Source organism: Paenibacillus sp. FSL L8-0470 (assembly GCF_038008625.1).
Lineage (GTDB): Bacteria > Bacillota > Bacilli > Paenibacillales > Paenibacillaceae > Paenibacillus_AQ.
The window spans coordinates 294,663-318,668 of record NZ_JBBOZM010000001.1; the positions used below are offsets into that span (position 1 = coordinate 294,663).

Below are 24,006 nucleotides of genomic sequence, written 5' to 3' on the forward strand. Positions count from 1 at the left end.
GCGAACATGCTACTCTAAGGTCTGAACTAAGCGAACTGCGGAAGGATGAAGCTGCACCCATGCTGCGATTTAAATTAAAATACTTGCTGAACAATAAGCAGACCCGGCTAATTCTGATGCTGACATTCAGTGTATCTCTATTAATTACTCTAATTGGCCTTTTTTCCTATAGAGAGTACAGGAATGCGCTGGATACTGAGCTGAACACGCCAAATGTAGAGCTGCTGCAAATTAACATGGATGTGACTAACCGGGCATTCCGGGAATCTGATAATAAAGCGGTCGATCTGGCGTTTCATCCGGCCGTCCTTAAATATATGGATGCCGATCCGGCGGATAATGCGCTGGCGGCTGCAGAGCCGCAGAATTTCCTGAAGACGCTCGCTACGGAGCCGGATGTCCATGCCATCAGTGTAATCAAGTTCGGGGATCATTCCGTCGTCTCCAGCAATTACGGGTATAGAGCTCTTTGGGAAGAAGCACCGGAGCATGCCTGGAACTCATGGATTGATGAAATGAAACAGAAGCCGCTTCTGATCAAAAGAAGAGTATATACCGGCACGGATGCCCGGCTGACCGGCACGGAGCTGCTCTCTCTGGCCCGGCCGATTGTCCGGAACGGGGACGTCACTGGTGCGGTATTGATCGATCTGGACTATGACATGCTGTTCTCCAAGATGTATACCCATTTATCCAGCTATCAATTTGTATATAACCTGGAGGGAGAGCTGATTTACCCCAAGCTCAATCTGCCTTTCCCTCTGGCGGACATGAATAACGTGCTGTCGGATATTGATGTAAGTCCGTTTGCCCATGTGAAGCTTCAAGGAAAGGCCTATATGGCGAACCAGACGTTCTCAAATGTCACCGGCTGGCGGCTGATTTCCCTCGTTCCGATGGAGCAGCTGCTGAAGAATGTGAAGACGGCGCGCAATATGATGCTGATGCTCTCGCTGATTTCGATCGCTGTTGGCTGCTCCGCGATTTATTATTACAGCTTTGCCGCATTCCGGCCGCTGAAGCGGATCAATAAACTCCTGATGCCCGACCAGAAGCTGGCCGGTCATGGAAATCTTTATGATTTGGAGCCGGTCATCGGCAAATTGGTCGGTGATTTTCAGAGCAAGTCGCTGGTGGCCGAATGGAGCCTGCCTGAGCTAAGGTCCAAATTTGTTAGCGATCTGATTACCCGGAGCATCGGGACGCAGGAGACGTTGACGAAATGGGAGCACTACTTTGGAGGCTGGAAGGAAGGCCCCTTCGTAATTCTGACGATCTCTGTAGACCGCCATTCTAAGTGGACCTCCGCATATGTGGAAGAGGATCAGCTGCTGCTTAAATATGCGATGAACAACATTGTAGTTGAGTTCTTCGAGCCTGCCTGGCGGACGGTTACGGCCACTCCCCGGAAGGACAACCTCGTGGTGCTGCTGCAGCCCAAAGATGATAACAGCGGCGATCTGCGCGAGGATGCCGGGAAGCTGATTGCTATCCTGTCCGACGTCTTAAAAATATCGGTATCCATAGGCATCGGCGAACCTGTCTCCGCGATTTCACAGGCAGCCCGGTCCTACTCGGAGTCCGAGCTGGCTTTATCTTATCGTCTATATGAAGGCTACGGCCATGTCCGTGAGTTTTCGGCGAAGGAGAGCAAATATGAGGAAGGCGGCGCAGCGGCAGATGATGCCTGGAGGCTGGAGGTGCTGCATGCGCTGAAGTCTTTCGATGCTGCGACTGCCCTGCAATGGGTCCGCAAGTGGTCGGCTGATACCCGCAAGAAAGCCGTGCAGCCGCAAAAAGTTGTTCGTGTTGTAGACGATTTAATAGGAGAAATTCTAAATATGGCGACTTCCGGGGGGCATCCGCTGCCTGCCGAGCTGGCGGATTATACGTGGCATCAGGTGATGACGATGGATTTGTCCGATATTGAGGAGATGCTCTGCAGTATTGTTATTCATATGTCAGGTGTACTTGAAGTGCACAGACAGTCCAAAGAATATCTGATGGTACAGGAACTGATCCGGTACATGGAATCTCATTTGCAGGATAACATCGGACTGCAGGATATCGCTGCCCATGTCAAAATGGGCGTCTCCTCCGTAAGCACCATCTTCAAGGAAGAGACGGGTACGACACTATATGATTATTTGACCAACCTGAGAATAGATAAAGCCTGTGAACTGCTGCAGGGCAGCAGCCTGAAGATTGCCGAAATTGCGCTTCGGGTCGGATACCAGAATGAGAACAGCTTCATCCGTGCTTTCCGGAAGATCAAATCGGTTACACCGGGCAAGTTCCGTGAGAGCAGCAAATATCCCAATGAGTATGCAGATCGGCCAAAACCGCGCCATTCCGGCGTTTCTGACGATTCAGAATAAGATTATACGATTGATGGCAACCCCCCGTTTACGTTAAAGTTCTATTTGAGAAAACTTTCACAGATTCGTGAATGAGACTGTGATTGAAGAAATTTGGGGGGTGAAGCGGCGCACGCATCGCAGTATATCCATTGTGCCTTGCGGCTCAATTGTCATTATTAAGGAAGAGGGATGGTCTTGAAACGGACAACAAAAATAGGCATTTGGACGGCATCCGTCCTGGCGGTTTTGACGATGGTATGGGTTGGAAACCGCATGATAACCAGCGATAACAGCCGGGAGAATGTAAGCGGTGATTTTCCGGTGAAACCGATTACCTTAATCGTGCCTTATGCAGCGGGCGGAGGGACGGATACCACAGCAAGAGCTTTAGCAAAAGCAACAGAGAAGGTACTGGGCCAGCCGATTATTGTGCTCAACCGGACAGGCGGCGGAGGTTCCGTCGGACTCATGGAGGGTGCCAATGCCAAGGGCGATGGGTATACGGTCACATTTCTTCCTGCCGAGCTCACCATCCTGCCGCATCTGGGACTGCTTCCGATTACCTATGAGAAGTTCAAACCGATCGCCCAAACGAATTTTGATCCTTCCGCCATAACCGTAAGAGCCGAAGCGCCGTGGCAAACCGTAAATGAGTTTCTCGACTTTGCGAAAGCGCATCCAGGTGAATTGAAAATGGGGAACGCAGGAACGGGGAGTATTTGGCATTTGGCTGCCGTAACATTGGAGCGGGAAACCGGTGTGAAGTTTGCACATATTCCTTTTGAAGGGGGAGGCCCTGCCGTCTCCGCCTTGATGGACGGTTTTGTCGATGCAGTGCCTGTAAGCCCTGCCGAAGTGAAAAAGTATGTGGATGAAGGGAAGCTGCGGACGCTGGCGGTCAACGCTGACAAGCGCTCGGAGGCAATGCCAGGCGTACCTACACTGGAGGAAGAGACGGGGATACATGTCAATTTCACAGGTACATGGAGGGGACTTGCTGTACCGAAGGATACGCCGGACGCTATTGCCGAGCTGCTGGCCGGGGCCTTTATCAAAGGGACAGAGGACAGGGACTTCCGTGAGTATATGAAAATCAACGGATTAGGGCTGCTGGTCACGGACGGCAAAGCGTTCTCCAAGCAATTGAAGGAAAGCGACGATTTATTCTCCGGGATGATTCCGCAGCTAGGGCTAAGCCGTAAGTAACATGAAAGCGCCGTCAGGCAAATTTTCTCGGAATCTGCTGCTCACTGATGATTTACCTTTAGTGGACTGGTAAGGTCTTGGGGCTGATTTGCTGCGCCTTCTTCAGGTAAAATCATCAATTTATGCAATAATTTAGAATCCGACATGAAAGGTTTGATAAGATATGAAAATTAAAAAAGCGCTGGACAAAATTCCCGGCGGCATGATGCTGGTACCTTTGTTCCTCGGGGCGATTATTCACACCGCATTCCCGAATGCTGGCGAATATTTTGGCGGCTTCACGAAAGGGCTGATGACGGGGACTGTACCGATTCTGGCGGTTTGGTTCTTCTGTATGGGGGCGGCTATAGATGTACGCGCTACGGGAAGTGTGCTGCGGAAATCAGGCACATTGGTACTGACCAAAATTGCCGTGGCCTGGGTAATAGCCCTGATCGCGATCCAGTTCCTGCCGGAGGGCGGCATTCAAAACGGCTTCTTCGCCGGATTGTCGGTGCTGGCTATTATCTCCGCAATGGATATGACCAACGGAGGATTGTACGCCTCCATTATGCAGCAATATGGCACCAAAGAAGAATCCGGCGCATTCGTGCTGATGTCACTGGAATCCGGCCCGCTGGTAACGATGCTTATCTTGGGCAGCACCGGGGTAGCTGTATTTGAACCGCATGTCTTTGTCGGTGCTGTACTTCCTTTCCTGATCGGTTTTGTTCTGGGTAACCTGGATCATGATCTCCGTACCTACTTTGGCAAAGCGACACAAACACTTATTCCGTTCTTCGGTTTCGCACTGGGCAGCTCCATCGACCTCGGCGTCATCGTAGATACCGGACTGCTCGGCATTCTGCTGGGTATCGTAGTCATCATTATTACAGGGATTCCGCTGATTCTGGCCGATAAGTTTATCGGCGGCGGCAACGGCACTGCCGGACTTGCGGCCTCCAGCACCGCCGGGGCAGCCGTAGCCAATCCGATGCTTGTGGCAAATATGAAGCCTGAGCTCCTGCCGGCTGCAGAATCAGCAACAGCACTTGTTGCGGCTTCCGTCATTGTCACCTCTATTCTCGTTCCGATCATTACCGCATACTATTCCGACTATATGCGGAAAAAGAATCCCCCGGCTGCCGATGGCCCTGTGGATCTAAAAACTCAGAAAGCTGCAATCTAATAACATCATATAACAACGGAATTTTTTTATATTTGATGATTACAAAAGCTAAGATTAGCTTCAAAAAGCTGGGATCTTCCGGGCGCCTAATGGGCGGTGCCGGAGGGTCCTTTTTTAGATTGCCGGTTTAGATGAGCCGGCATGTGGAAGCAGCCATTTCGGAAAAATCAGTCTTATTGGGGGCGAAACGGACCCCAGCGCCGCTATTTTCACAAAAACTGTCTAATTGCCGCAGGAAACAGGAAATAACGTCAATGCAGTCCCCTGAGCAAGAAAGTGGGCTTTTTTGCTATTTAGCGTCTCTCCAGTCCGGCAGCGTTGAAAGCTCCCTTCTGGCTGAAGCGGACCGCTGTAACGCATTTCGCGCAGCATGGTGACTGGTCAGAGTCCGGTTGCATAGGTCTTCACTGTCGTAATCTTGCTCTCCTATTGAGATAGGCTGCATAAGGCCAAAGCAATCGTTTATACTGGCGGTATGAGGTGATTTCATATGGATCAGGCATTATTCGAACAGGTTTACGATTCGGTAGTCAAGCGGGAATCAACCTACGACGGAGTTTATTATACAGCAGTGTTGACTACACATATTGTCTGCCGCCCTTCCTGCCGGGCAAGAACACCAAAGGCGGGCAATGTGGTCTTTTACGGTTCTTTGCAGGAGGCGATAAGAGCAGGATTCCGCCCCTGCAAAAGATGCCGCCCCGAGGAAGGCGGCAGGCTAAGACCCGACGCGGTGCTTGCCGCGCAGGCAGATGCCGTTATGGCAGAACATTATGGAGAGAAGCTGACGCTGCAGTCACTGGCTGAACAGCTGAAAGTCAGCCCGTTTCACCTGCAAAGAACCTATAAGCGGGTAACCGGCCAGTCTCCTGCCGCGAGGCTGGACCAGCTGCGGCTGGAGAAAGCAAGCAGACTGCTCGCGGACACCGGGCTCGCCATTGCTGAGGTTGGCAAGGCGGTCAGCTTTCAGGGACCGTCCCATTTTACCGCATGGTTTGCGCGGAAGACCGGCCTTGCGCCGACAGAATACCGTACAGAGTTCAAAGGAGGAATCCAGCATGACCCAGATACTCAAGACCATTGAGATTTTCCATCATACCCTTAACGTCGGGAATAGAGACTGGACTTTGTGGGCCAGCAAGAAGGGCCTAATCCGCATATCTTATCAGGAGGATCAAGGTGTGCTTCCGGCATCGTGGCTGAAAACCTATGCACCGTCACCTCAGTTCAGCGAGGACGCTGGCATCTTCGATCAATTCGGGGCCACGCAGCTTCTGGAGAGGTATTTTAACGGAGAGCCTGTAAGCTTCAGCAGTATCCCTTTGGATCTCTGGGGCACCCCGTTTCAGCAGGAGGTCTGGATGGGGCTGGCCGGTATTCCGCATGGTGCAATAGTGACCTACAAGGAGCTTGCCGTAAGCATCGGAAGACCGCAGGCAGTCCGCGCGGTGGGTGCGGCTAACGGGCAAAATCCGCTGCCGGTCGTGCTGCCCTGCCACCGGGTCATTGGTACGAACGGCACACTAACCGGATACCGGGGCGGCCTCAAGCTGAAGCAGGAGCTGCTGAAATTGGAAGGCATTACGAATGTGGGGGCGGCGGGACATGAACGATTTGCTTTTTGAGCTGCCGCTGCCGGAGTTTTTTGACTTGTCCGCATGTCTGGAATACATGAACCGCTCTCCGCTGGAATGCCTGTTCCGTTCGGATGGGGAAGGGGTTACCCGGCTGTTCATGCTGGAAGGAACGCCGTCGCTGGTGAGGTTGACGGTCGCGGCTGGTACGCCGCGTCTGCAGGCCACGCTGCTGACCGGTGCTTTTCCCGGTCCGAAACCTCTGGCGGAACTGGCGCAGTATATCGTGGAATGGTTCGATCTGGACCGCGATCTTGCACCGTTCTACCGGCTGGCTGACGCAGACCCGCTCTTGCAGAAGCTCGCGGCGAGTGAACGGGGCTTGCGGATCATCGGCATCCCCGATCTGTTCGAGGCTTTATGCTGGGCTATTCTCGGCCAGCAGGTCAATCTGGCTTTTGCCTACAGGCTGAAGCAGCAACTCACCGCTGAATACGGGAAGTCGCTGGAATATGAAGGGCATACTTATTATCATTTTCCGGGGCCTGAGACGTTTCTACAGGTCTCGATGGAAGATCTCTGTAGTCTGCAGCTGACCCGCAGCAAAGCGCGGACCCTATTGGATGTGGCTGCACTGATCGCGGGAGGAGAATTGAGCCGTGAGGAGCTGCTGGCCCTGCCGTCCCCTGAAGCCGCCGAGCAGCGGCTGCTGAAGATCCGGGGAATCGGTCCGTGGACCTCGCAGTATGTGCGGATGCGTTGCCTGCGAGACGCCACTGCCTTCCCTGTAGGAGATGTCGGCCTGCAGAATGCGGTGAAATTCCTCACTGGAATGGATAGAAAGCCGACCCCGGCGGAACTGCTGGAACTGTCGGTACCCTGGCGCGGCTGGGAAGCCTATGCCACATTTTATTTGTGGCGGGCGTTATATTGACTATCCGCTGCCTGTGAACGAGTATTCTAATCGGTCAATAGTTTTGGGTTGTTTTTGTATCACCTTGTTGTATAAAAACCGATATGCTAAGATACAATTAAAGAAGGAGCCGTGCGTCAACACGACTCCCACTCATGTGCAATCCGCTATAAGAGCGGTTGGCTTTCGGAGTTTGGTCAGTAGTAGACCGCTATCCTAGGACGGGGCGGTCTACTTTTTTTTGTGAAAAGACAGTATAAGCACAACCAGTGTCGCAAATGAAATCATCAGCGTCAGTGCTTGGTATACCTCCACAGGCATCACCTCCCTTCCGGGAGATTAGCCGACCGCCCTTATGCCATTGTACTGGAATATTATACCAAGCCATATGCGCACGTTCTAAATCAATCTGCAGGTAAATTAATTCGTCACCTGTATTTTCCAGATGCTATGTGTTCTTTTTTTTTTAACTGCTTCTTTTTCACTTTAATCCTCCATATTAGCTATTTACTATACAATGGTTTATTTATCGCTAAAGGTATAGTGTTTTATAATCCTCCAGCAGTTAACCATGCATCAATGGAAATAAGACCAGCTTTGATAGCCCCACACTTTTTAGAAGCTCATGAAAAAGCCCCTGCAGAGTTTGCAGAGGCTCGTCCGGCTATTGATTTATTTAATGGTCTACCCCGTGGCGCAGCGGTTCGAAGCCGCCGCTTGCAAACTTATCCGTGCCGGTGGATCCTGCGTCCGCGCTGACAACAGCAGCATTAACACTTACCAAAGCGACCACAATAAAGATGAGCGTAAACACTTTTTTCTTCATTTTGAAATCCTCCCTAGTCTTGTATTTGTTCCATCAAGCAGAGGTACTCGTCCAGTTGCCCGGAAGTTGTTTGATTTCGGAGTTTCTCAAAGAGAACCGCTGACTTACGGAACCCTGTATCATCTTTAAGCTTAACTGATGATGCCAAAGAACATAGAAGCGCATTTATAGAATCATATATATTTCCATTTATGTAATAATATTTTGCCTTCAAGTAGATGTAATCTATGTAATAACGGATGTTCCTTTTTGTTATGTAGTATTCCCCCATTGAGTCGATCTGCTCTTTGAACTCGATCAGCACCTCATCGACGTTGTACTTATGCTTGATTGCTGACTCCAGAATGTATATCATGCCTGGCAGGATTTCTTCTTCGTTATGCCGCAGGAAAACCAGGTAATCCGAAAGCGCGGTCGTGTTCCCCTCGTTCAGTTCGATCACGTGCAGATTAGCTAGGGCAATTTCACAATAATATTCAACCTCGGCCCGTCCCTCGGCGTTCATACCGTTAATCCATCCCAAATCCTCATACTTCGAGATGCACTCTCTCGCCTCGTCATATCGGCCCAGCTTCTCAAGCGCGATTCCTTTCAAACACATAGAATAGCCGAAGTAATAGACGATGCTTCGGTTTAATCCGAAGTTGCACACCTTCTGGCCATCGGCATGCTCCCGCTGATAGATGCTGTAGAATTGATTAATCTCGCTGTATAGCCTATCGGCGATTTGGAGGATACCGTCCCAATTTTCAAGGGTAAATGATGCCCGCAGCATCTGAACCAATGAATCAGCATTGATCCCGTTAAGATCCAACTCCAATATGATCCATCCTTCCGTAAAAAACGAAAAAAAGTCTCTCCATTTATTCCACAAAATACAAAATAAGAATTTCTTTGTCTAATCATTGTTCTTTATTTCACCCATACTAGTAAGTGACGCATGTCACACTTAAAGGTATTTTTATACATAAAAAATCATTATATGGAAAACAAGCAGAACATCCGGTACATGCCATACAAAAGCGCCTGAAATAAGCTCAGACGCTGCAATATCGAAAGGAAGGCAACGTCTATTTTAAAGAACACCTCAGAGTTTATGTCGCAGATATAATCAAAGTTGTATAGGGCATGTCTTTAAACCGCTTCCCCGCCAAAACTGCCGCTGTATGCCCTAAGGAATCATGGGTACAGTACCATTTTCTGATCACACGCGGAGAAAGGCGTTTCGCCACTAGGCAGTTTTTTCGGTGGAGGCTTATGTCTCGGTGTTTAAAAAACTTCGCTCTTCTTCCGAAGGCGTGTGTGTGCGTCCGGAAAGTGTATTCTTGGCTTCGAGTACGAACGGACCGAGTTGCAACTATTTGAGGCTTTTAGCCTGTTACAGGAGGACAACGGACTCCAGCGCAGTTATTTCTCCCTGCGGCCGTTTTTAGATAGAATGCAGAGCAGATAAGGTCAACTGAGTCCGCCAAAAGAGAATAAACAGGGATTTTACTCTCCATAGCGCCCCCTGAGTCCGGTACGAGTAAACGAACCCGCTGCGGGCTTTTAGGGACCCTACTTTCAATACTAAATCCTTGCTTCCCCAGAGCTCTTCCAGTTTGAAGACATGCTCTAGTTAGTGATAGGGTTTCAAATAAACTTTATAGCATACATCATGTGCAACCAAGCTTTGTTTAGCGGGATTAGCGTCATAATTATAATCAGCCGGATTTGTTTCAAAAGCATACAAAACATCTGTCACAAGGTAAGATTTATAATTCCATAAAAGCATTTCTCCTACTCTTGGGACAAAAGGTAAGGCAACCAAGTCAAAATACTCAACGCGGTTTCCAGGATCATCATTTAATACAACAGCCAATTCGACAACTTTCAATTCCTCACCTCACAAATGTAGAATTATTCAACAATTAACAAATACTACTTTAGGAAGCGGAAAGCAAGATACAGAAAATTAGTAATCCAAGGTTGTAAATTCTCCTCCTCTAACTCCCTATTAAATAGAAGGCGGTTGATGCAGAGCACAATGATATGGAGTTATCTATTAGCCTCTGCCACTCCATCAGCTAATCCTTCAAAAAAATTGGAGGTTTTATAAATGGGATACCACATTAGGGTTAACTTGAACGCAAACCGGACAAAATTGGGTTCACTGAAAATGTATAATGATAGCGGGGCTTTAGTATTTGGTCCTGTACAAGCACTTGGCCGCTCAGAATACGGTTATCCTTGGTCTCAGACTGACGGACATACACCAACCGGAGTATATTCAGCAACAATATCGAAAGAGCCAATGCCCCAGACGGTTAAAAATAAACGTTCATATGGCCCGTCGAAATATATCATAATGGACCCTGTTAGTGGCAATGCGTTAATTGCAGAACAAAATGGCCGCTCAGGTCTATGGATTCATGGTGGAGATCCAGCAGATACAGGTGCCCCTTCTTATCCGCTACGTCCGACACATGGTTGCGTAAGACTTTCGAATGAGGACCAACACAGCTTGATTTATGTTCTATCTACATTAGGTGGCGGTACCGGGAAGGTTACTATCGCCGAAGTTTAATCTAAGGAACAAAATCAACATTTGTTCAAGCCGCTTCAATCGTGGCACTTAATACAGATACAGGCCATGGCTGCCTGCCCTTGGAGGGGCAGGAGCCATGGCCTGTTTTTTACCGTGGTCGTTTGGTGAAAATTTGAAAGGTTACACCGAACTTGTCGGTGATCATGCCGTAGGCTGGGCTGAAATAGACCGGACCGAGTTTAACGTTTACCTGCCCGCCTTCCTTAAGGGTGTTGTATAACCGTTCCGCTTCCCCGGCGTCCTCCGTCGAAAGACAGATGTTGATGCCGTTGCCTGTTTGCAGCACCTGTCCGATGTCAAGATCGGCCACAAAAATATCCGTGTCTCCCACACTCAGGACAGAATGGGCGATACGCGCTTTTTCTTCGTCCGACAATGGTGAATCCGGATTCTGCGGGCCTTGTCCCACGGTTTGCTTAAACTGAAGTTTTGCTCCCAGAGTGTCCTGATAAAAAGCAATGGCTTCCTCTGCCGTACCGTCAAGCAGGATAAAAGGATTTAATTGAATACTCATTTCTAATTCACTCCTTCAAGCTGTATTTGCCCGTTGCGGCTGGGCTTTGATTTCATTCTAGTCTATAATAGTGACAAGTATTGTCATGAATAGAAAAGTAAATGAAGCCAATTTCAAATCATCTGAATGGAGGCTGGCGTATGTCCAAATCGAAAAGACTGCTGGACCTGATGATGACCGTCAACCGCAGGCGGAAATTTACCGTCAGGGAGCTGGCCGACGAATTCGGGGTCTCTACACGGACGATTCTGAGGGATTTACAGGAGCTTGGCGAGCTTGGGGTGCCGCTGTATTCCGAAGTAGGCCCCCACGGGGGGTATCAGGTGCTGAACGAACGGATTCTTCCGCCGATTGCTTTTACGGAAGCGGAGGCGGTGGCGATTTTTTTTGCCAGCCATGCCTTGCGCCACTATCAGTATCTGCCCTTTAAGGGAGAGTCCCTATCAGCATTGCACAAATTTTATAATTATATGTCCGGCGATGTCCGCGACCGGATTGATGAGATGAAGAACCGGATTGATTTCGTGACCCCGTCAAGGCAGGCAGAGTTTCCTTATTTGCCGATTCTGCTGGAGGCGGCTACCGATCAGAAAGTACTGCGGATCGACTATGAATCCAAAGGGCAGCAGTCGTGCAGAGCGATACAGCCTATCGGCATTTATGCCAGCAACGGCTTATGGTACTGCCCGGCTTATTGTTTTGTGCGCGGGGATATCCGCGTGTTCCGCTGCGACCGGATCTATTCGGCAGACTATGACCATTCGGGGTTAACGCCGCTGGATTTGCGGCATATCCACCTGGGAAATAAGGAAATTTACAGCGCCATGGAGCAGGTACCTGAAGAGGAACGGGTCGAACTTCACGTAGAGCTTGGGAAAGCAGGGGTCCAGAGCTGTGAGGCCGAGCTGTGGTCGGCATCCCTGCTGCATAGGCGTGAAGATGGAACCGGATGGCTGAAAGGCCAGGTACCTGGAAGCGATCTGCGCTTTTTTGCCAGATTTGTTATGGGGCTTGGAAACGGGGCAACGGTCCACGGACCGCCGGAGCTGGTGGGGGAACTAAAGGGTATGCTTGCCGAAATGCTGGAGAAATACAGCTGACAGGAAATAACGTACACGAACCCCCGGCCCGAGCGGGCCGGGTGATAACTTCGTTATTTGGTCACGCGGATGAATTGCTTATCCACCAGGTTAAAGGGGCCTTCCGGCTCGAAGTCCGGCAGATGAAGGGTCCAGTTTAGATCCGGGTTGATGGTCTTTGGGAAATCACTGTCCCAACAGGTATAGATCTCCATAGATTCGCCTGCGGCCAAATGTTCATTCATATGGGAGAGCAGCAGCCGGATGGATTTCAGACTGCAGGCATAACCCTGCGGATTCTGCGTCTTCATCTCCTTGCTGAGAGTGAAAGAACCATTAAATCCATAAACGTATGGCTTGGATATGGGCAGCTCATGCCTCCAGGGCATTGAGCTTACTTCCCCGATGTCCAGTCCTGACGCATCCAGATCCGTTTCGAACACTTGAACAAGGGTATCGTTCAGATGGGATAAATCCATAATGTTGTGAAGCGCATGTTTATCGTCCGACTTCGGAATGTCGGAATATTTCTGATACGTGTATACATATCCGAAGCTTCCGGTCGGCAGCGGTCTGTCCGAGCCAAGGTAATGATTGAGGGTCATTGGGATTCACCTTCCTGAATGGTCTGCTGAATTACTTCGTTAAATCAAGGGGAGCCATACCTCAGCCAGGCGGCGGATCCCCTCTTCGATCAGGTCTTCAGGGATGCCCCCGAATCCAAGGATAAACTCAGGGTCATCGTTTTCGGGCTGCTCCCACCAGGTATAAGACATCGGGGTAACCCGAATGCCGGCCTTTTCTGCCACAGCCGCAAGCTGCCGTGCACTGCCGCCGGATTTCAGTGTAAGCAGAATGTGAAATCCGGCGTCCCTTCCGCTTACGGCTGCCCGGTCTCCGAAATAGCGCTGAATGGAGCGGAGGAGAAGGTCATGTTTTTTCTGGTAGAGCAGCCGCATTCTCCGCAGATGCTTCTCGAAATGTCCTCTTTCCATAAAATAATGCATCGCGATCTGATTCAGCCGGGAGGCTGAATGCTCCAGGTACAGCTCCCTCGCCAGATGGTGATACAGCAGCAGCAGTGCCTTCGGCAGAACCATGTAGTGAATGCTAAGGGCAGGGGCTACTGACTGCGCGAAGCTGCACATGTAGATTACGGGGCTGTCTTCCAGTAGTCCCTGCAGTGCGGGAATCGGCCTTCCGTGATAGCGGAACTCACCGTCGTAGTCGTCTTCAATGATTATGCTGTCCGTTGACCGGGCCCAGTCCAGCAAGGCGTGGCGTTTGGCGATCGGCAGGGTCATGCCTCTGGGGAACTGGTGGGAAGGCGAGATATACACGCTGCTGGCCTTGCTGGTATAGAGCTTCTCCACATCTATTCCGTCTTCCTGTAAAGGAATGGGAATCATCTTAAATCCGTGTCTGCGGAATGCTGCCGGCAGCAGATGATAGCCCGGATCTTCAATGCCGAGCCGTTTGCTGCTGCCCTGCAGTATGAGGCAGAGCAGAGAACATAGCGTATATTGATCCCCGCCGATTACAACCTGCTCCGCCGTACAGCGAAGCCCGCGGAATTGCCGCAAATGAGCGGCGATGCTCTCGCGGAGGGCAGGCTCACCCTGCGGATCGCCATATTGCAGCAGATCAGGGTTGGCGAGCTGTTCCTGATAGAGGCTGCGCCATATTTTGTGGGGAAATAGGGAAAAGTCATTTTTCGACATATGGAAATCATAAGCATACGGCCGGGAGTCACGGGCTGTTATCGGGCGGCCGGGAAGCGGTGGAGCGCCTGCAGCGGCTGTCAGCCCGCTGAACATATGCATAGGCTGAACATAATAGCCGCTGCGCGGCTTGCTTGCGATGAAGCCCTCGGACAGCAGCTGCTGGTAAGCAAGCTCGACCGGTGTAGCGCTGAGGCTAAGCTGGGCGGCGAACACACGGATTGAAGGCAGACGGGTACCGGCCGGCAAGGAGCCGCTGATGATCTCTTTTTTGAAATAATGATATAGCTGAATATAGTAGGGAACTTCACGGTTCTCGCTGAGAGCGGGGACAAGCAGCATATTATCCTCTCCATCTGTCCTTTGAAATTGAATGATTTTGTCTATTTTATAGTATACAGTCTTGCAATATCATAGAGCTACACTAAGAGACAGGAGTTGGCCGTAATGAACAAGCAGTCCGGGCTATTAAATGGAGATAAAGTGTATCTGCGTCCGCTTAACGGGGAAGATGCCGAACTGTACTACCACATGTTCTACGATAAGGAGACCCGCTACCTCACAGGCACCCAGAAGCATATCAACAAGGAACAGATCGAGGGGTATATTGAACGAAAAGCCGGGGATGACAGCGCAGTGCTTCTGCTGATTGCCCTTCAGGAGAATGGCGAGGTGATCGGTGACATTGCGATTCAGGATATCGACCGGAACAACCGGATTGCGAATCTGCGGATCGCCATCGGCGAGGGGAAACATCAGGGGCAGGGTTTCGGCCGGGAGTCTCTGCTGCTCATGCTGGATTACGGCTTCGGGATTCTGAATTTGCACCGGATCGAACTGGAGGTCTTTTGCTACAACAGCCGTGCTGTACATGTATATGAGAGCATCGGTTTTGTCAGGGAGGGCGTACAGCGGGAGGCGCTTTTTTATAACCATGAATACCATGATGTGATCAAGATGGGCATGCTGGAGCAGGAGTACCGGGAGCGTTATTTACGATAAAGGTCAAACAAGGTCAAATCGTTAAAAAAGCTAAAATTTGTAATATAAAATAAGCCGAAACGCCGGGATTTGCCGGATTTTCGGCTTATTCCGGTTTTGTCATCCAGCGGGAGCGGGACTATAATGAAGCCATAAGGTCAAATAAAGTCAAAGTCAAAATTGAGTTCAAAATTCAAGACATTGAGAGGAGAATGGATCATGTTTGATTTGGTGCCTTTTGGAAAACGCAGAGATGATGTGTTTGGTGTGCTGGCTAAGTCTTTAAACGAAGTGTTTAATGATGAGTTTTTTGCTCCCATGACCGGTGCTGCCCAGTCCTTCCGGACGGATATCCGGGAGAGCGGTCAGGCCTATCTGATCGAGGCCGAGCTTCCCGGCTTCAAAAAAGAGGAAATCGACATTGATTACACCCGTCCTTATTTGACGATCAAAGCGGTACGCAAGGAAGAGAATGCTCAAGAGAACGAAGAGCATCAGCTAGTGCGCAGGGAACGCCGCTACGGGGAGTATGTGCGCCGCTTCTATGTGCAGGATATTGCCGAAGATGAAATCCGGGCTTCCCTGAAAGACGGCATGCTGTCGCTGGAAGTACCGAAGCAGCAGAAATCTCAGGGCAAACGCATTGAGATCCAGGATAATGGTTCATCCGGGGAACAGCTTCAGTAACATATTCCAAGGCTATAACATCCGGGGGAAGCGGAGAGTCCCGCACTCGGATGGAAGGTGAAGTGAGACTTTCAAGCCTGGAGGAATGAGCTGTGTAAAAGGGGTCCCGGGCAGAGCGGCCTATGCCGCATGCCCCCTCTGATCCCTGCAGTTGCAGCGGCTTCACCGGGCTTTTCATATAGCAGTAACCATAGAAGGCGCATTGTAGTGGGATTTCCGGCTATGGTGCGTCTTTTCTGAGAGTATATTCCCTGTGGGCAGCAGAAGAGACAAGGTAAAGCTGCAGCACAGGGATGATCCGGCTGACGAATTACCAGTTGATGGGACGGGAAGAGTATATTTAAGAATACAAGCGGAAAGCGCCGGAGGATGGGTGCAGCCAGCAGAAAGGAAGAGGTTAGATTGGCGGCAAAAAACTATTACGAGGCCTTGGGGGTAGGCAAGCAGGCTTCCAGGCAGGAGATTAAAAAAGCCTATCAAAAGCTCGCCAAAAAGTGGCATCCTGATGTTAATAAATCTCCTGGAGCGGATATGAAATTCAAGGAAGCGGCAGAAGCATACGAGGTGCTGGGCAACGAGGAAAAGCGCAAAGCCTACGATGAAGAGCTCCGCTACGGATTTGGCGGCGCAAATACGGGCAGCACGCAGCATTCGGGTTCCGGGAGCGGCGGTATTTCCGAAGAGGATTTGTTCGGAATGTTCTTCGGCAGCCGTGGTGCGGCGGACCGGGCCGGATTTGATTTCTTCTCCGGCAGCGGCGGTGTGCGGCAAGGCGGGGGAGGACCGTGGGGTCAAGCGCAGGGCACCATGCAGGCTCAGCTGGAGATTACGCTGGAGCAGGCTTATAAGGGCGGGAAAGTAAGGGTGCAGGTCGTTGGCAAAGACGTGAACGTGAGCATCCCGGCGCGGTCACCCGAAGGCACGGTCCTGCGGATTCCCGGCGGCGGGAATGCTGCTGTGCAGGGTGGAGACGTGCTGATTACGCTGCATATCCTGCCGCATGAGATTTACGAGCCCGAAGGCGGCGATCTGTATGGGACGGTAGAAATTGCCCCATGGCAAGCCGTGCTGGGCGGAGAAGCCAAGGTGGCGCTGCCCGATGGCAGCAGTGTCAAATTGAAGATCCCCGCCGGGATCACGGGCGGGAAAACGCTGCGGATTCCGGGCAAGGGGCTGAAACGCCCGAACGGCACAAACGGTGACATCCTGTTCGCGATTGAGATTGTCATCCCGCCCGGAACTACGGAAGCGGAGAAGAACATTTACCGCCGTCTGGCCGAGGGTGCAAGCTTTCAGGCCGGAGCCAAACGCCAAGGCTCCAGAGCGCAGCGGCGCACAGCCGCCAGAGGGTAATTAGATATAGGAGCGATGAAGAAAGGGAAAGGTGATGAAGGAGATGGACTTCAACAAACTAACACAAAAACTGCAGGAAGCCGTTGCAGCCGCACAATCGCTGGCGGGTGCGGGCGGACATCAGGAGATCGGTAACCTGCACCTGCTTAAGGCGCTGCTCCAGCAGCAGGATGGACTGCTGCCGCGGCTGCTGCAGAAGATGAACATTCCCGCTGCCGAGCTGCTGCAGGGTACGGATGAGCTGCTTCAGCGGAAGCCCAGTGTCAGCGGATCGGGTGCCGGCACGATGCGGCGGTATGCTTCGCCATCGCTGATTGCCGTACTGGAGCAGGCTGAGAAGGAAGCGGCAGGGATGCAGGATGAGTTCGTTGCTGTAGAGCATGCCGTACTGGCCATGGTGTCTGTTTCCGGCAGCGAAAACCGCGAGCTGCGCGAACTGTTTGCCAGCCGGGGGATTACACGCGACAAGCTGCTGGCTGTGCTTGCAGATATCCGCGGGCACCAGCGGGTGACGAGCCGGGAGCCGGAAGCCACCTACGAGGTGTTGGAGAAATACGGCCGTGATCTGGTGGCCGAAGTGCGGGCCGGCAAGATTGATCCCGTTATTGGACGTGACGGGGAGATTCGCCGGGTCATCCGCATCCTTTCCCGCAAAACCAAAAACAACCCGGTGCTGATCGGGGAGCCGGGCGTAGGGAAGACGGCCATCGTCGAAGGGCTGGCTCACCGGATCGTCCGTAAGGATGTGCCGGAGGGACTGAAGGACAAGACGATTTTTTCGCTCGATATGAGTGCACTGGTCGCCGGAGCCAAATACCGCGGGGAATTCGAGGAGCGGCTGCAGGCGGTTCTGAAGGAGATACGCGAGAGCAACGGGCGGATCATTCTCTTCATTGATGAGCTGCATACGATTGTCGGTGCAGGCAAAACCGAAGGAGCGATGGACGCCGGGAACATGCTGAAGCCGATGCTGGCCCGAGGCGAGCTGCACTGTATCGGGGCGACGACGCTGGATGAGTACCGCAAGTATATTGAGAAGGACCCGGCGCTGGAGCGCCGTTTCCAGCAGGTGCTGGTCAGCGAGCCGGATGTAGAGGACACGATCTCCATTCTGCGCGGGCTGAAGGACCGCTTTGAGGTGCATCACGGGGTCAAAATCCATGACAGCGCACTTGTAGCAGCGGGCGTGCTGTCGAACCGCTATATCACGGACCGGTTCCTCCCGGATAAGGCGATTGATCTGGTAGATGAGGCCTGTGCAATGATCCGCACGGAGATCGACTCCATGCCGGGAGAAATGGATGAGGTGACCCGCCGCCTGATGCAGATGGAGATTGAAGAAGCTGCGCTGAAGAAAGAAACTGATGACGCCAGCAAACGCAGGCTGGAATCCTTGCAGCGTGAATTGGCCGACCTTAAGGAGAAGCATCTTGGGATGACGGCGCGCTGGGAAAAGGAAAAGTCAGCTATTCAAGGCATCCGTGAGCTGAAGAAAAAATTGGAGCAGGCGCGCAAGGACCTGGTGGATGCGCAGGAAATCTACGACCTCAACAAATCGGCGGAGCTGAGCTACGGCATCATCCCGGATCTGGAGCGGCAGGTGAAGGCTGCGGAGGAAGCGGCGCAGCAAGATCAGGAGACCCGGCTGCTGCGCGAGGCTGTGACAGAGGAAGAAATCGCGGATATCGTCTCTCGCTGGACAGGAGTTCCCGTGAGCAGACTGGTCGAAGGCGAGCGGGATAAGCTGCTGCGGCTGGAGGATACGCTGCATGAGCGGGTTGTCGGGCAGGAGGAGGCGGTCCGGCTGGTGGCGGATGCCGTACTCCGGGCCAGGGCAGGCATCAAAGACCCAAACCGGCCCATCGGCTCCTTCCTGTTCCTCGGGCCGACCGGTGTTGGCAAAACCGAGCTGGCAAAGGCGCTGGCCGTATCGCTGTTCGACCGTGAAGACGGCATGATCCGTATTGATATGTCGGAGTATATGGAGAAGCACAGCGTCTCACGCCTTGTCGGTGCGCCTCCGGGGTATGTCGGCTATGAGGAAGGCGGCCAGCTTACCGAAGCGGTGCGCCGTCAGCCCTACACCGTTGTCCTTCTGGACGAGGTGGAGAAGGCCCATCCCGATGTGTTCAACATTCTTCTGCAGCTGCTGGATGACGGGCGGCTGACCGACTCACAGGGCCGGATCGTCGACTTCAAAAACTCGATTATCATTATGACCTCGAATATCGGCTCGCCGCATCTGATCCAGGGTACCGATGATAACGGGGAGCTGACGAAGGCGGTCAAGGACAGAGTCATGAAGGAACTGAGCGGGCATTTCCGTCCCGAGTTCCTGAACCGGGTCGACGATATCGTAATGTTCAAGCCGCTGACATTGGCTGAAATTGAGCAGATCGTTGTCAAGCTGGTCGACGGCTTGCGTCTGCGTCTGAGCGACCGGGGGGTTGGCCTTAAGCTAAGCGAGGCGGCGGTGCGGTTCATCGCCAAGGAGGGGTTTGATCCGGTGTACGGAGCAAGACCGCTCAAGCGGTTCATCCAGCGCAGTCTGGAGACACCTGTTGCGCGCGCCCTCATTGCCGGGGAGGCGCCGGAGGGATCTGTCCTGGAGGTTCACCATGCGGGCGGTGAGCTGGAAGTTTCCATTGCTAAGCCGGAGCCGGCGGAGAAATAAGCACGGTGTGAGAAGCTGGCAGACAAGTCGTGTCGGGCAGGGAGCAGCCGGCATTGATGCGCTGCGTTCTGAGCTGCTAAGCGGCTTGTGGTTCGCTTGTGTTCCGCGCCACGAAGAAACTCGCGATACGAGGCACTCTGTGCTGCGTAACACCGCTGGTGCGCACTCTGTGCTGCGTAACATTACTAGTGCCGCACTCTGTGCTGCGTAACACTGCTGGTGCGCACTCTGTGCTGCGTAACATTACTAGTGCCGCACTCCGCGCAGCGAAGCAGGGCGCTGGTACTCTGCGTTCCACATCGCGCACCGCTCAGTTCAGACTATTTGATGCCCTGCCTTGGCTGGAATTGGCCGCCAAGGCAGTTCTTCCGGTCTGATCAGCAGATAGCTGCACTTCGTACAACTAAATCGACCCGTTATCCAAGCGGTGGAGGTTTAATTGTATTTCGTGCAGCTATTTTTTTGATTTCCCGCCCATTCAGCCTTGTGACGGTTTTTTAATTGCAGGAACTGCAACTATAACCCGCTTTTGGCCTTTTTGGCTGGGAATAGTTGCACGAAATACAGCTATAGATCTGGAATTGAAATTCTGTACTCCGCAATTCTGCAATCAATCTGCTTACGGCAGGCATCCATTTATTGCATTTGATGAAGCAAAAACTGGAGCAGACTAAGGGTATCTACTGCTATCTACTGCTATCTACTGCTATCTGCTGCTATTTACTGCTATCTACTGCTATCTACTGCTTCTGCTGCATCAAATTGTCCAAGTCCGGCACAAAACGAGCGTCCACCGAAGCTTTCAACTAAAAATGCTCTTTACTCAAGAAAACTGAGGGCAACAGCGGCCCTAGAGCAGTTGATCGCGTTTCTTCAAATGGCGGTAGAGCAATCAGGTGCTACTGTTGAGCTGAGGCCGTAAAAGAAATGGGACAGATTCATCATTGTGTCCGTATTCTTCACGAAGATTCACGCTCCCAGCACAGCTAGACCAATTTCCAGCATCCCGTTGTCGATGTATATTATATCAGGAAGAAGGAGCTGGAAAGCGCCGGATAGCAGTGCGGGAGGAAGATGAATATGCCCGAAACGGCCATCGAGGCGAGGGTAAATCAAACTTACAGCCTTAATGCCGATACGGCGGATCAATAGAGCGGTGAGGGAGCAGGCCAGCAGGTAACCCAGCGAATTTAGCGATAAAAGCGTACCAAGCTGTATTCCGTACAGCCGCAGATCAGAAAGCTGACGAACACGGTCAGCAGCTGCAGAATATAGTTTCGTTTAGTTGATGTGTGCAGTAAAGTTTGCATGAAAAACCGCATAGGGTCCAGTATACTACCACTCACTCTATCCAAGGAACCAAGTTGGGGTGTTGCTCCAGAATGGAGGCATATTGCTCTTTCCAACCGTATATTCCATCCGGATCAAGCAGCATATAGCGCAAATATTTATCCAGCCTGAATTCTGGCCGGGACCAGCCGAGATGCTTTAGCCGCAAATTGCTTAATTGATGGGGCAGCTCAAAAATATTCTCCGGCAGCCGTCCGCAATGCTGCGGCGATTCATTCCAGATATAGGGGAAACCCTCGCGGTAGCGGAGCAGAAACGGCCGATAGCTGTGGTGGGAACGCCAATACCTGTCTTCACGGTAGTGATGATCATCCCAGAAATCATAGAGCCGGAAGCAGAACAGGTCGCAAGCATCCTCCCGCAGCAGGGCGTCGATGTCCCCGGCAAACCTTTCCTCAAAAATCTCATCTGCATCCAGGCTCAGGATCCATTCCGGCCCACTCTTAACAACCTCATCCCACTGCTGCTTGCGCAGCTCCGCCTCATTGCTGAACTTGGAGACAGTGTTGTGTATAAGAAAGAGTGGAATGCCCTGGAGGGCTTCCCGGCAAATATCGGCCGTGTTATCCGTGCTGCCATCGTCAATAATGACGGCTTCGTCGATATACTTGCGATGCTCCTGCAGAATCTGCCGCAGGAAGCGCTGGCTCTCATTTTTGACGACCATCGTCAGAGTCAGCTTTGGTCGTCTGGCAGCCGGAGAAGCAGTGGCAGCAGACGCCGACGGGACGGCATTGGCGGTACGATTCGCTGCCTCAGCGGGTTCATCTCCCGGCAGTGCCGGCAGGTCTTTGCTCAGGCGTACCTTCGCCTCAGCCGCTGTCCACGGAGCAGAGTGCTGCGGTGAATCCTGATGAACCAACGTTTCCCCGGATCCCGCTTCCGGCTCGGCTTTTGCAGCTTGGCCAGCCTCCGCCACCGTTTGTTGTACATCTCCGGGTGCCGCAGAAGGCTCCGTTTGTTGTACATCTCCGGGTGCCGCAGAAGGCTCCGTTTGTTGTACATCTCCGGGTGTCGCAGAAGGCTCCGTTTGTTGTACATCCCCGGGTGCCGCAGAAGGCTCCGTTTGTTGTACATCCCCGGGTGCCGCAGAACCCTCCGTTTCTTCTACCACTCCCGGAACTGCCTCCGCTTCTTGTACGCCTCCCGGTGCAGCGGCAGCTTGTGCGCCTCCCATCGTTCCCAGCGTATCGGCTGTATCTGTCCCGTTATCAGTCCCGCCTACAGCTGCTTCCGGAGCGGGTGACGTCAGCCGGATATAATCCTCCACCTTGCTAAGGTCGCTGTCCCTGTAGAGATGCAGCGCAGGATAGTGGGTGTCGACATATAGCGGAATGCCCAGAGCGGCGGCCCGGATGCAGAAATGGCGGTCTTCGCCCCAGTAGGAGATATTCCGGATCACATCATAGCTTACCCCGGACTCGATAGCCCGGCGGCTGATCAGCGTGCAGGCGCCAAGGCCGCCAACCTCATAGATTCCCGGCTGCTGCAGCTTGGCCAGAAAGGCGTGAAATCTGTGGTTGATCTCCTCGTGGGTAAGCTTCTCCCCCGGAAGTGCCTCCCACTGGTTGTACTCGTCATGCATCCAGACCTGCGGCTGCAGCATCGTGTTCGGCTGCCATTGCGTCCAGAAGACCTCCGAGATAATATCTTTTTGCGTCTGGATCAGGTGGAGTAACGTGTCTGGATGCAAGATTAAATCCGAATCGATCAGGAACAGATAGTCATAGCCGAAGGCTTCAGCCCGCCGGATCATCAGGTTCTTGAAGCCAGCTACCTTCCAGACCAGGCCCGAATTCCAAAAATGGGTATGATCATCCCGGACATAGGTATCGCGGAAGCCGGAGGACTGCAGGAATACATTATTGGCGCTTTTGGAGAATTCCTGCAGCAGCGAACTGGACGCTTCATCCTCATTGTCATCAATGAAGTAGAAATCCAGCTCAACACCTTCAAGCTGCAGGCGCAGCAGTGATTTTAGAAATTGGTGCAGGATCAGCGGTTTTTGGTGGATCGGGCTGCCGAGCAGTACGCGTGTCTGGGGTCCGCTCATAGCTTTCCATTCCAGTACAGGGTCATCATTAATAGAACATCCCCTTGGATTTACAAATAGATGATTTAGATTATATGTATTCAATATATTTAGAGAGGTACTAGACTAAGCCTTATTTTTTATAGGGGGTGGGAATTTATGGATTGGTGTCTGGGGACAGCCTGTTGTACAATACCGCTTAAAGACTGCAACGGGCAGTCGGCAGGCTGACGGGAGGAGTGGCACTATCGCTATGGATAAATCACCGCTGAAAGTACAACAGCTGATCAATCTGCTGCTGGCAATGAATCCTCGTGCCGAGGTGTTCTGGCATGATGCGGAGGGGAACTACCGGCCGCTGCGGGATGAGGATGTACAGGAGATCTATGCGCCGCAGGAAACTGCCAAGACGGTTGCCCATATTGGCGGCCCTTATAGAAATGAAGAGCCGGAGGGGAGATCATGAAGCAGGCATCCATCAGGCTGGAGCAAGGACAATTTATTGAGCTTGAGCTTCATGAGCAGGAAGCCCCGGGTACCGTAGCCAATTTTGAAAAGCTGGCGAACAGCGGCTTTTATAACGGCCTGACTTTTCAGCGTGTAGTCCGCGGGTTCGTAGCTCAGGGCGGGTGTCCCGAAGGCACGGGGCGTGGAGGCACCGATAAAATCCCCTGTGAAACGCAGAATAATCCCCACAAGCATGTGCGCGGCGCCTTGTCGATGGCTCATTTCGGACCTAATACCGGCAGCTGCCAGTTTTTTATCTGCTATGATACGTTTGATTATTTAGATCGCTGGCATACGGTGTTCGGAAGAGTCACGGCAGGAATGGAGCATGTGGACGCCTTGAAGCGCGGGGACGTCATGTCAGAGGTTAAGGTGTGGAATCGTTAGACGCCCTACCCGTCTTTATAGGCGATTCCCTCGAACTCCCATTATTGTGAAATTGCATCCATTGTAATTCCGAGTATTCCGATATAT

General features: G+C 52.1%; 24 protein-coding genes. 16 read left to right on the forward strand and 8 right to left on the reverse strand.

What is annotated here, in order from left to right; genetic code table 11:
- Window positions 1-59 precede the first annotated feature (59 nt).
- The 6 genes from NST99_RS01380 (at window position 60) to NST99_RS01405 (ending at window position 7,242) form a co-directional block, all read left to right on the forward strand.
- Complete coding sequence (locus NST99_RS01380) at window positions 60-2,378, forward strand: helix-turn-helix domain-containing protein (RefSeq protein ID WP_341089260.1); 2,319 nt, start codon at window positions 60-62, stop codon at window positions 2,376-2,378.
- A gap of 255 nt (window positions 2,379-2,633) precedes the next feature.
- The gene (locus tag NST99_RS01385) at window positions 2,634-3,566 is read left to right on the forward strand and encodes a tripartite tricarboxylate transporter substrate binding protein (RefSeq protein WP_231578447.1); all 933 of its coding nucleotides are present in this window, start codon (window positions 2,634-2,636) and stop codon (window positions 3,564-3,566) included.
- Between the two features lie 163 nt (window positions 3,567-3,729).
- Window positions 3,730-4,734: a 2-keto-3-deoxygluconate transporter gene (gene kdgT / locus NST99_RS01390; RefSeq protein ID WP_076113900.1), complete on the forward strand. Its 1,005-nt coding sequence runs from the start codon at window positions 3,730-3,732 to the stop codon at window positions 4,732-4,734.
- A 490-nt stretch (window positions 4,735-5,224) separates the two neighbouring features.
- A complete protein-coding gene (locus tag NST99_RS01395; RefSeq protein ID WP_341089261.1) occupies window positions 5,225-5,818 on the forward strand; it encodes a bifunctional transcriptional activator/DNA repair enzyme AdaA in 594 nt (197 codons plus the stop codon).
- Complete coding sequence (locus tag NST99_RS01400) at window positions 5,793-6,359, forward strand: methylated-DNA--[protein]-cysteine S-methyltransferase (protein ID WP_341089262.1); 567 nt, start codon at window positions 5,793-5,795, stop codon at window positions 6,357-6,359. The genes NST99_RS01395 and NST99_RS01400 overlap by 26 nt, the downstream gene beginning before the upstream one ends.
- The gene (locus NST99_RS01405; protein WP_341089264.1) at window positions 6,340-7,242 is read left to right on the forward strand and encodes a DNA-3-methyladenine glycosylase family protein; all 903 of its coding nucleotides are present in this window, start codon (window positions 6,340-6,342) and stop codon (window positions 7,240-7,242) included. Before NST99_RS01400 ends, NST99_RS01405 begins: the two co-directional genes overlap by 20 nt.
- 210 nt (window positions 7,243-7,452) lie before the next feature.
- On the opposite strand, the gene NST99_RS33620 is transcribed toward NST99_RS01405, so the two are convergent.
- The 4 genes from NST99_RS33620 to NST99_RS01420 form a co-directional block, all read right to left on the reverse strand.
- On the reverse strand, window positions 7,453-7,542 hold the full coding sequence (locus NST99_RS33620) for a putative holin-like toxin (RefSeq protein ID WP_222850467.1): 90 nt from the start codon (window positions 7,540-7,542) through the stop codon (window positions 7,453-7,455).
- 355 nt (window positions 7,543-7,897) lie between these two features.
- Window positions 7,898-8,047 carry a hypothetical protein gene (locus NST99_RS01410; protein ID WP_341089265.1) on the reverse strand — a complete coding sequence of 50 codons (150 nt, stop codon included), beginning with the start codon at window positions 8,045-8,047 and terminating at the stop codon, window positions 7,898-7,900.
- 13 nt (window positions 8,048-8,060) lie between these two features.
- Complete coding sequence (locus NST99_RS01415) at window positions 8,061-8,867, reverse strand: DNA-binding protein (RefSeq protein ID WP_341089267.1); 807 nt, start codon at window positions 8,865-8,867, stop codon at window positions 8,061-8,063.
- A 798-nt stretch (window positions 8,868-9,665) separates the two neighbouring features.
- Complete coding sequence (locus tag NST99_RS01420) at window positions 9,666-9,923, reverse strand: hypothetical protein (protein WP_341089268.1); 258 nt, start codon at window positions 9,921-9,923, stop codon at window positions 9,666-9,668.
- 222 nt (window positions 9,924-10,145) lie between these two features.
- Here NST99_RS01420 and NST99_RS01425 point away from each other — a divergent pair, with 222 nt between their 5' ends.
- Window positions 10,146-10,613 (forward strand): L,D-transpeptidase, encoded by a 468-nt coding sequence (locus NST99_RS01425; RefSeq protein WP_341089269.1) that lies wholly within the window; start codon window positions 10,146-10,148, stop codon window positions 10,611-10,613.
- A 109-nt stretch (window positions 10,614-10,722) separates the two neighbouring features.
- Here NST99_RS01425 and NST99_RS01430 read toward each other — a convergent pair whose 3' ends face one another.
- Window positions 10,723-11,148 (reverse strand): VOC family protein, encoded by a 426-nt coding sequence (locus tag NST99_RS01430; protein ID WP_341089270.1) that lies wholly within the window; start codon window positions 11,146-11,148, stop codon window positions 10,723-10,725.
- 140 nt (window positions 11,149-11,288) lie between these two features.
- Between NST99_RS01430 and NST99_RS01435 the strand changes: the two genes are divergently transcribed.
- The gene (locus NST99_RS01435; protein ID WP_341089272.1) at window positions 11,289-12,248 is read left to right on the forward strand and encodes a helix-turn-helix transcriptional regulator; all 960 of its coding nucleotides are present in this window, start codon (window positions 11,289-11,291) and stop codon (window positions 12,246-12,248) included.
- A gap of 53 nt (window positions 12,249-12,301) precedes the next feature.
- On the opposite strand, the gene NST99_RS01440 is transcribed toward NST99_RS01435, so the two are convergent.
- Together NST99_RS01440 and pdxR are read right to left on the reverse strand one after the other, a co-directional pair.
- A complete protein-coding gene (locus tag NST99_RS01440; protein ID WP_341089273.1) occupies window positions 12,302-12,832 on the reverse strand; it encodes a hypothetical protein in 531 nt (176 codons plus the stop codon).
- A gap of 39 nt (window positions 12,833-12,871) precedes the next feature.
- Window positions 12,872-14,290: a MocR-like pyridoxine biosynthesis transcription factor PdxR gene (gene pdxR, locus NST99_RS01445; RefSeq protein WP_341089274.1), complete on the reverse strand. Its 1,419-nt coding sequence runs from the start codon at window positions 14,288-14,290 to the stop codon at window positions 12,872-12,874.
- A gap of 105 nt (window positions 14,291-14,395) precedes the next feature.
- On the opposite strand from pdxR, the gene NST99_RS01450 reads away from it, so the two are divergent.
- The 6 genes from NST99_RS01450 to NST99_RS01475 all read left to right on the forward strand — a co-directional run bounded on the left by NST99_RS01450 (window position 14,396) and on the right by NST99_RS01475 (window position 20,020).
- The gene (locus NST99_RS01450) at window positions 14,396-14,950 is read left to right on the forward strand and encodes a GNAT family N-acetyltransferase (RefSeq protein ID WP_341089275.1); all 555 of its coding nucleotides are present in this window, start codon (window positions 14,396-14,398) and stop codon (window positions 14,948-14,950) included.
- Between the two features lie 198 nt (window positions 14,951-15,148).
- Window positions 15,149-15,616 (forward strand): Hsp20/alpha crystallin family protein, encoded by a 468-nt coding sequence (locus NST99_RS01455; RefSeq protein ID WP_341089276.1) that lies wholly within the window; start codon window positions 15,149-15,151, stop codon window positions 15,614-15,616.
- 402 nt (window positions 15,617-16,018) lie between these two features.
- Window positions 16,019-16,969, forward strand: a complete 951-nt coding sequence (locus NST99_RS01460) for a DnaJ C-terminal domain-containing protein (RefSeq protein WP_445744941.1) — start codon at window positions 16,019-16,021, stop codon at window positions 16,967-16,969.
- A gap of 43 nt (window positions 16,970-17,012) precedes the next feature.
- Window positions 17,013-19,643: an ATP-dependent chaperone ClpB gene (clpB, locus tag NST99_RS01465; protein WP_341089277.1), complete on the forward strand. Its 2,631-nt coding sequence runs from the start codon at window positions 17,013-17,015 to the stop codon at window positions 19,641-19,643.
- Between the two features lie 7 nt (window positions 19,644-19,650).
- Window positions 19,651-19,854, forward strand: coding sequence for a hypothetical protein (locus tag NST99_RS01470; protein ID WP_341089278.1), 204 nt, complete (start codon window positions 19,651-19,653; stop codon window positions 19,852-19,854).
- A 19-nt stretch (window positions 19,855-19,873) separates the two neighbouring features.
- Window positions 19,874-20,020, forward strand: a complete 147-nt coding sequence (locus NST99_RS01475) for a hypothetical protein (protein ID WP_341089279.1) — start codon at window positions 19,874-19,876, stop codon at window positions 20,018-20,020.
- 965 nt (window positions 20,021-20,985) lie between these two features.
- On the opposite strand, the gene NST99_RS01485 is transcribed toward NST99_RS01475, so the two are convergent.
- Window positions 20,986-23,046: a glycosyltransferase gene (locus NST99_RS01485; RefSeq protein WP_341089280.1), complete on the reverse strand. Its 2,061-nt coding sequence runs from the start codon at window positions 23,044-23,046 to the stop codon at window positions 20,986-20,988.
- A 232-nt stretch (window positions 23,047-23,278) separates the two neighbouring features.
- Here NST99_RS01485 and NST99_RS01490 point away from each other — a divergent pair, with 232 nt between their 5' ends.
- Together NST99_RS01490 and NST99_RS01495 are read left to right on the forward strand one after the other, a co-directional pair.
- Window positions 23,279-23,491 (forward strand): hypothetical protein, encoded by a 213-nt coding sequence (locus tag NST99_RS01490; RefSeq protein WP_341089281.1) that lies wholly within the window; start codon window positions 23,279-23,281, stop codon window positions 23,489-23,491.
- Complete coding sequence (locus tag NST99_RS01495) at window positions 23,488-23,919, forward strand: peptidylprolyl isomerase (protein ID WP_341089282.1); 432 nt, start codon at window positions 23,488-23,490, stop codon at window positions 23,917-23,919. Before NST99_RS01490 ends, NST99_RS01495 begins: the two co-directional genes overlap by 4 nt.
- Window positions 23,920-24,006: the final 87 nt, after the last annotated feature.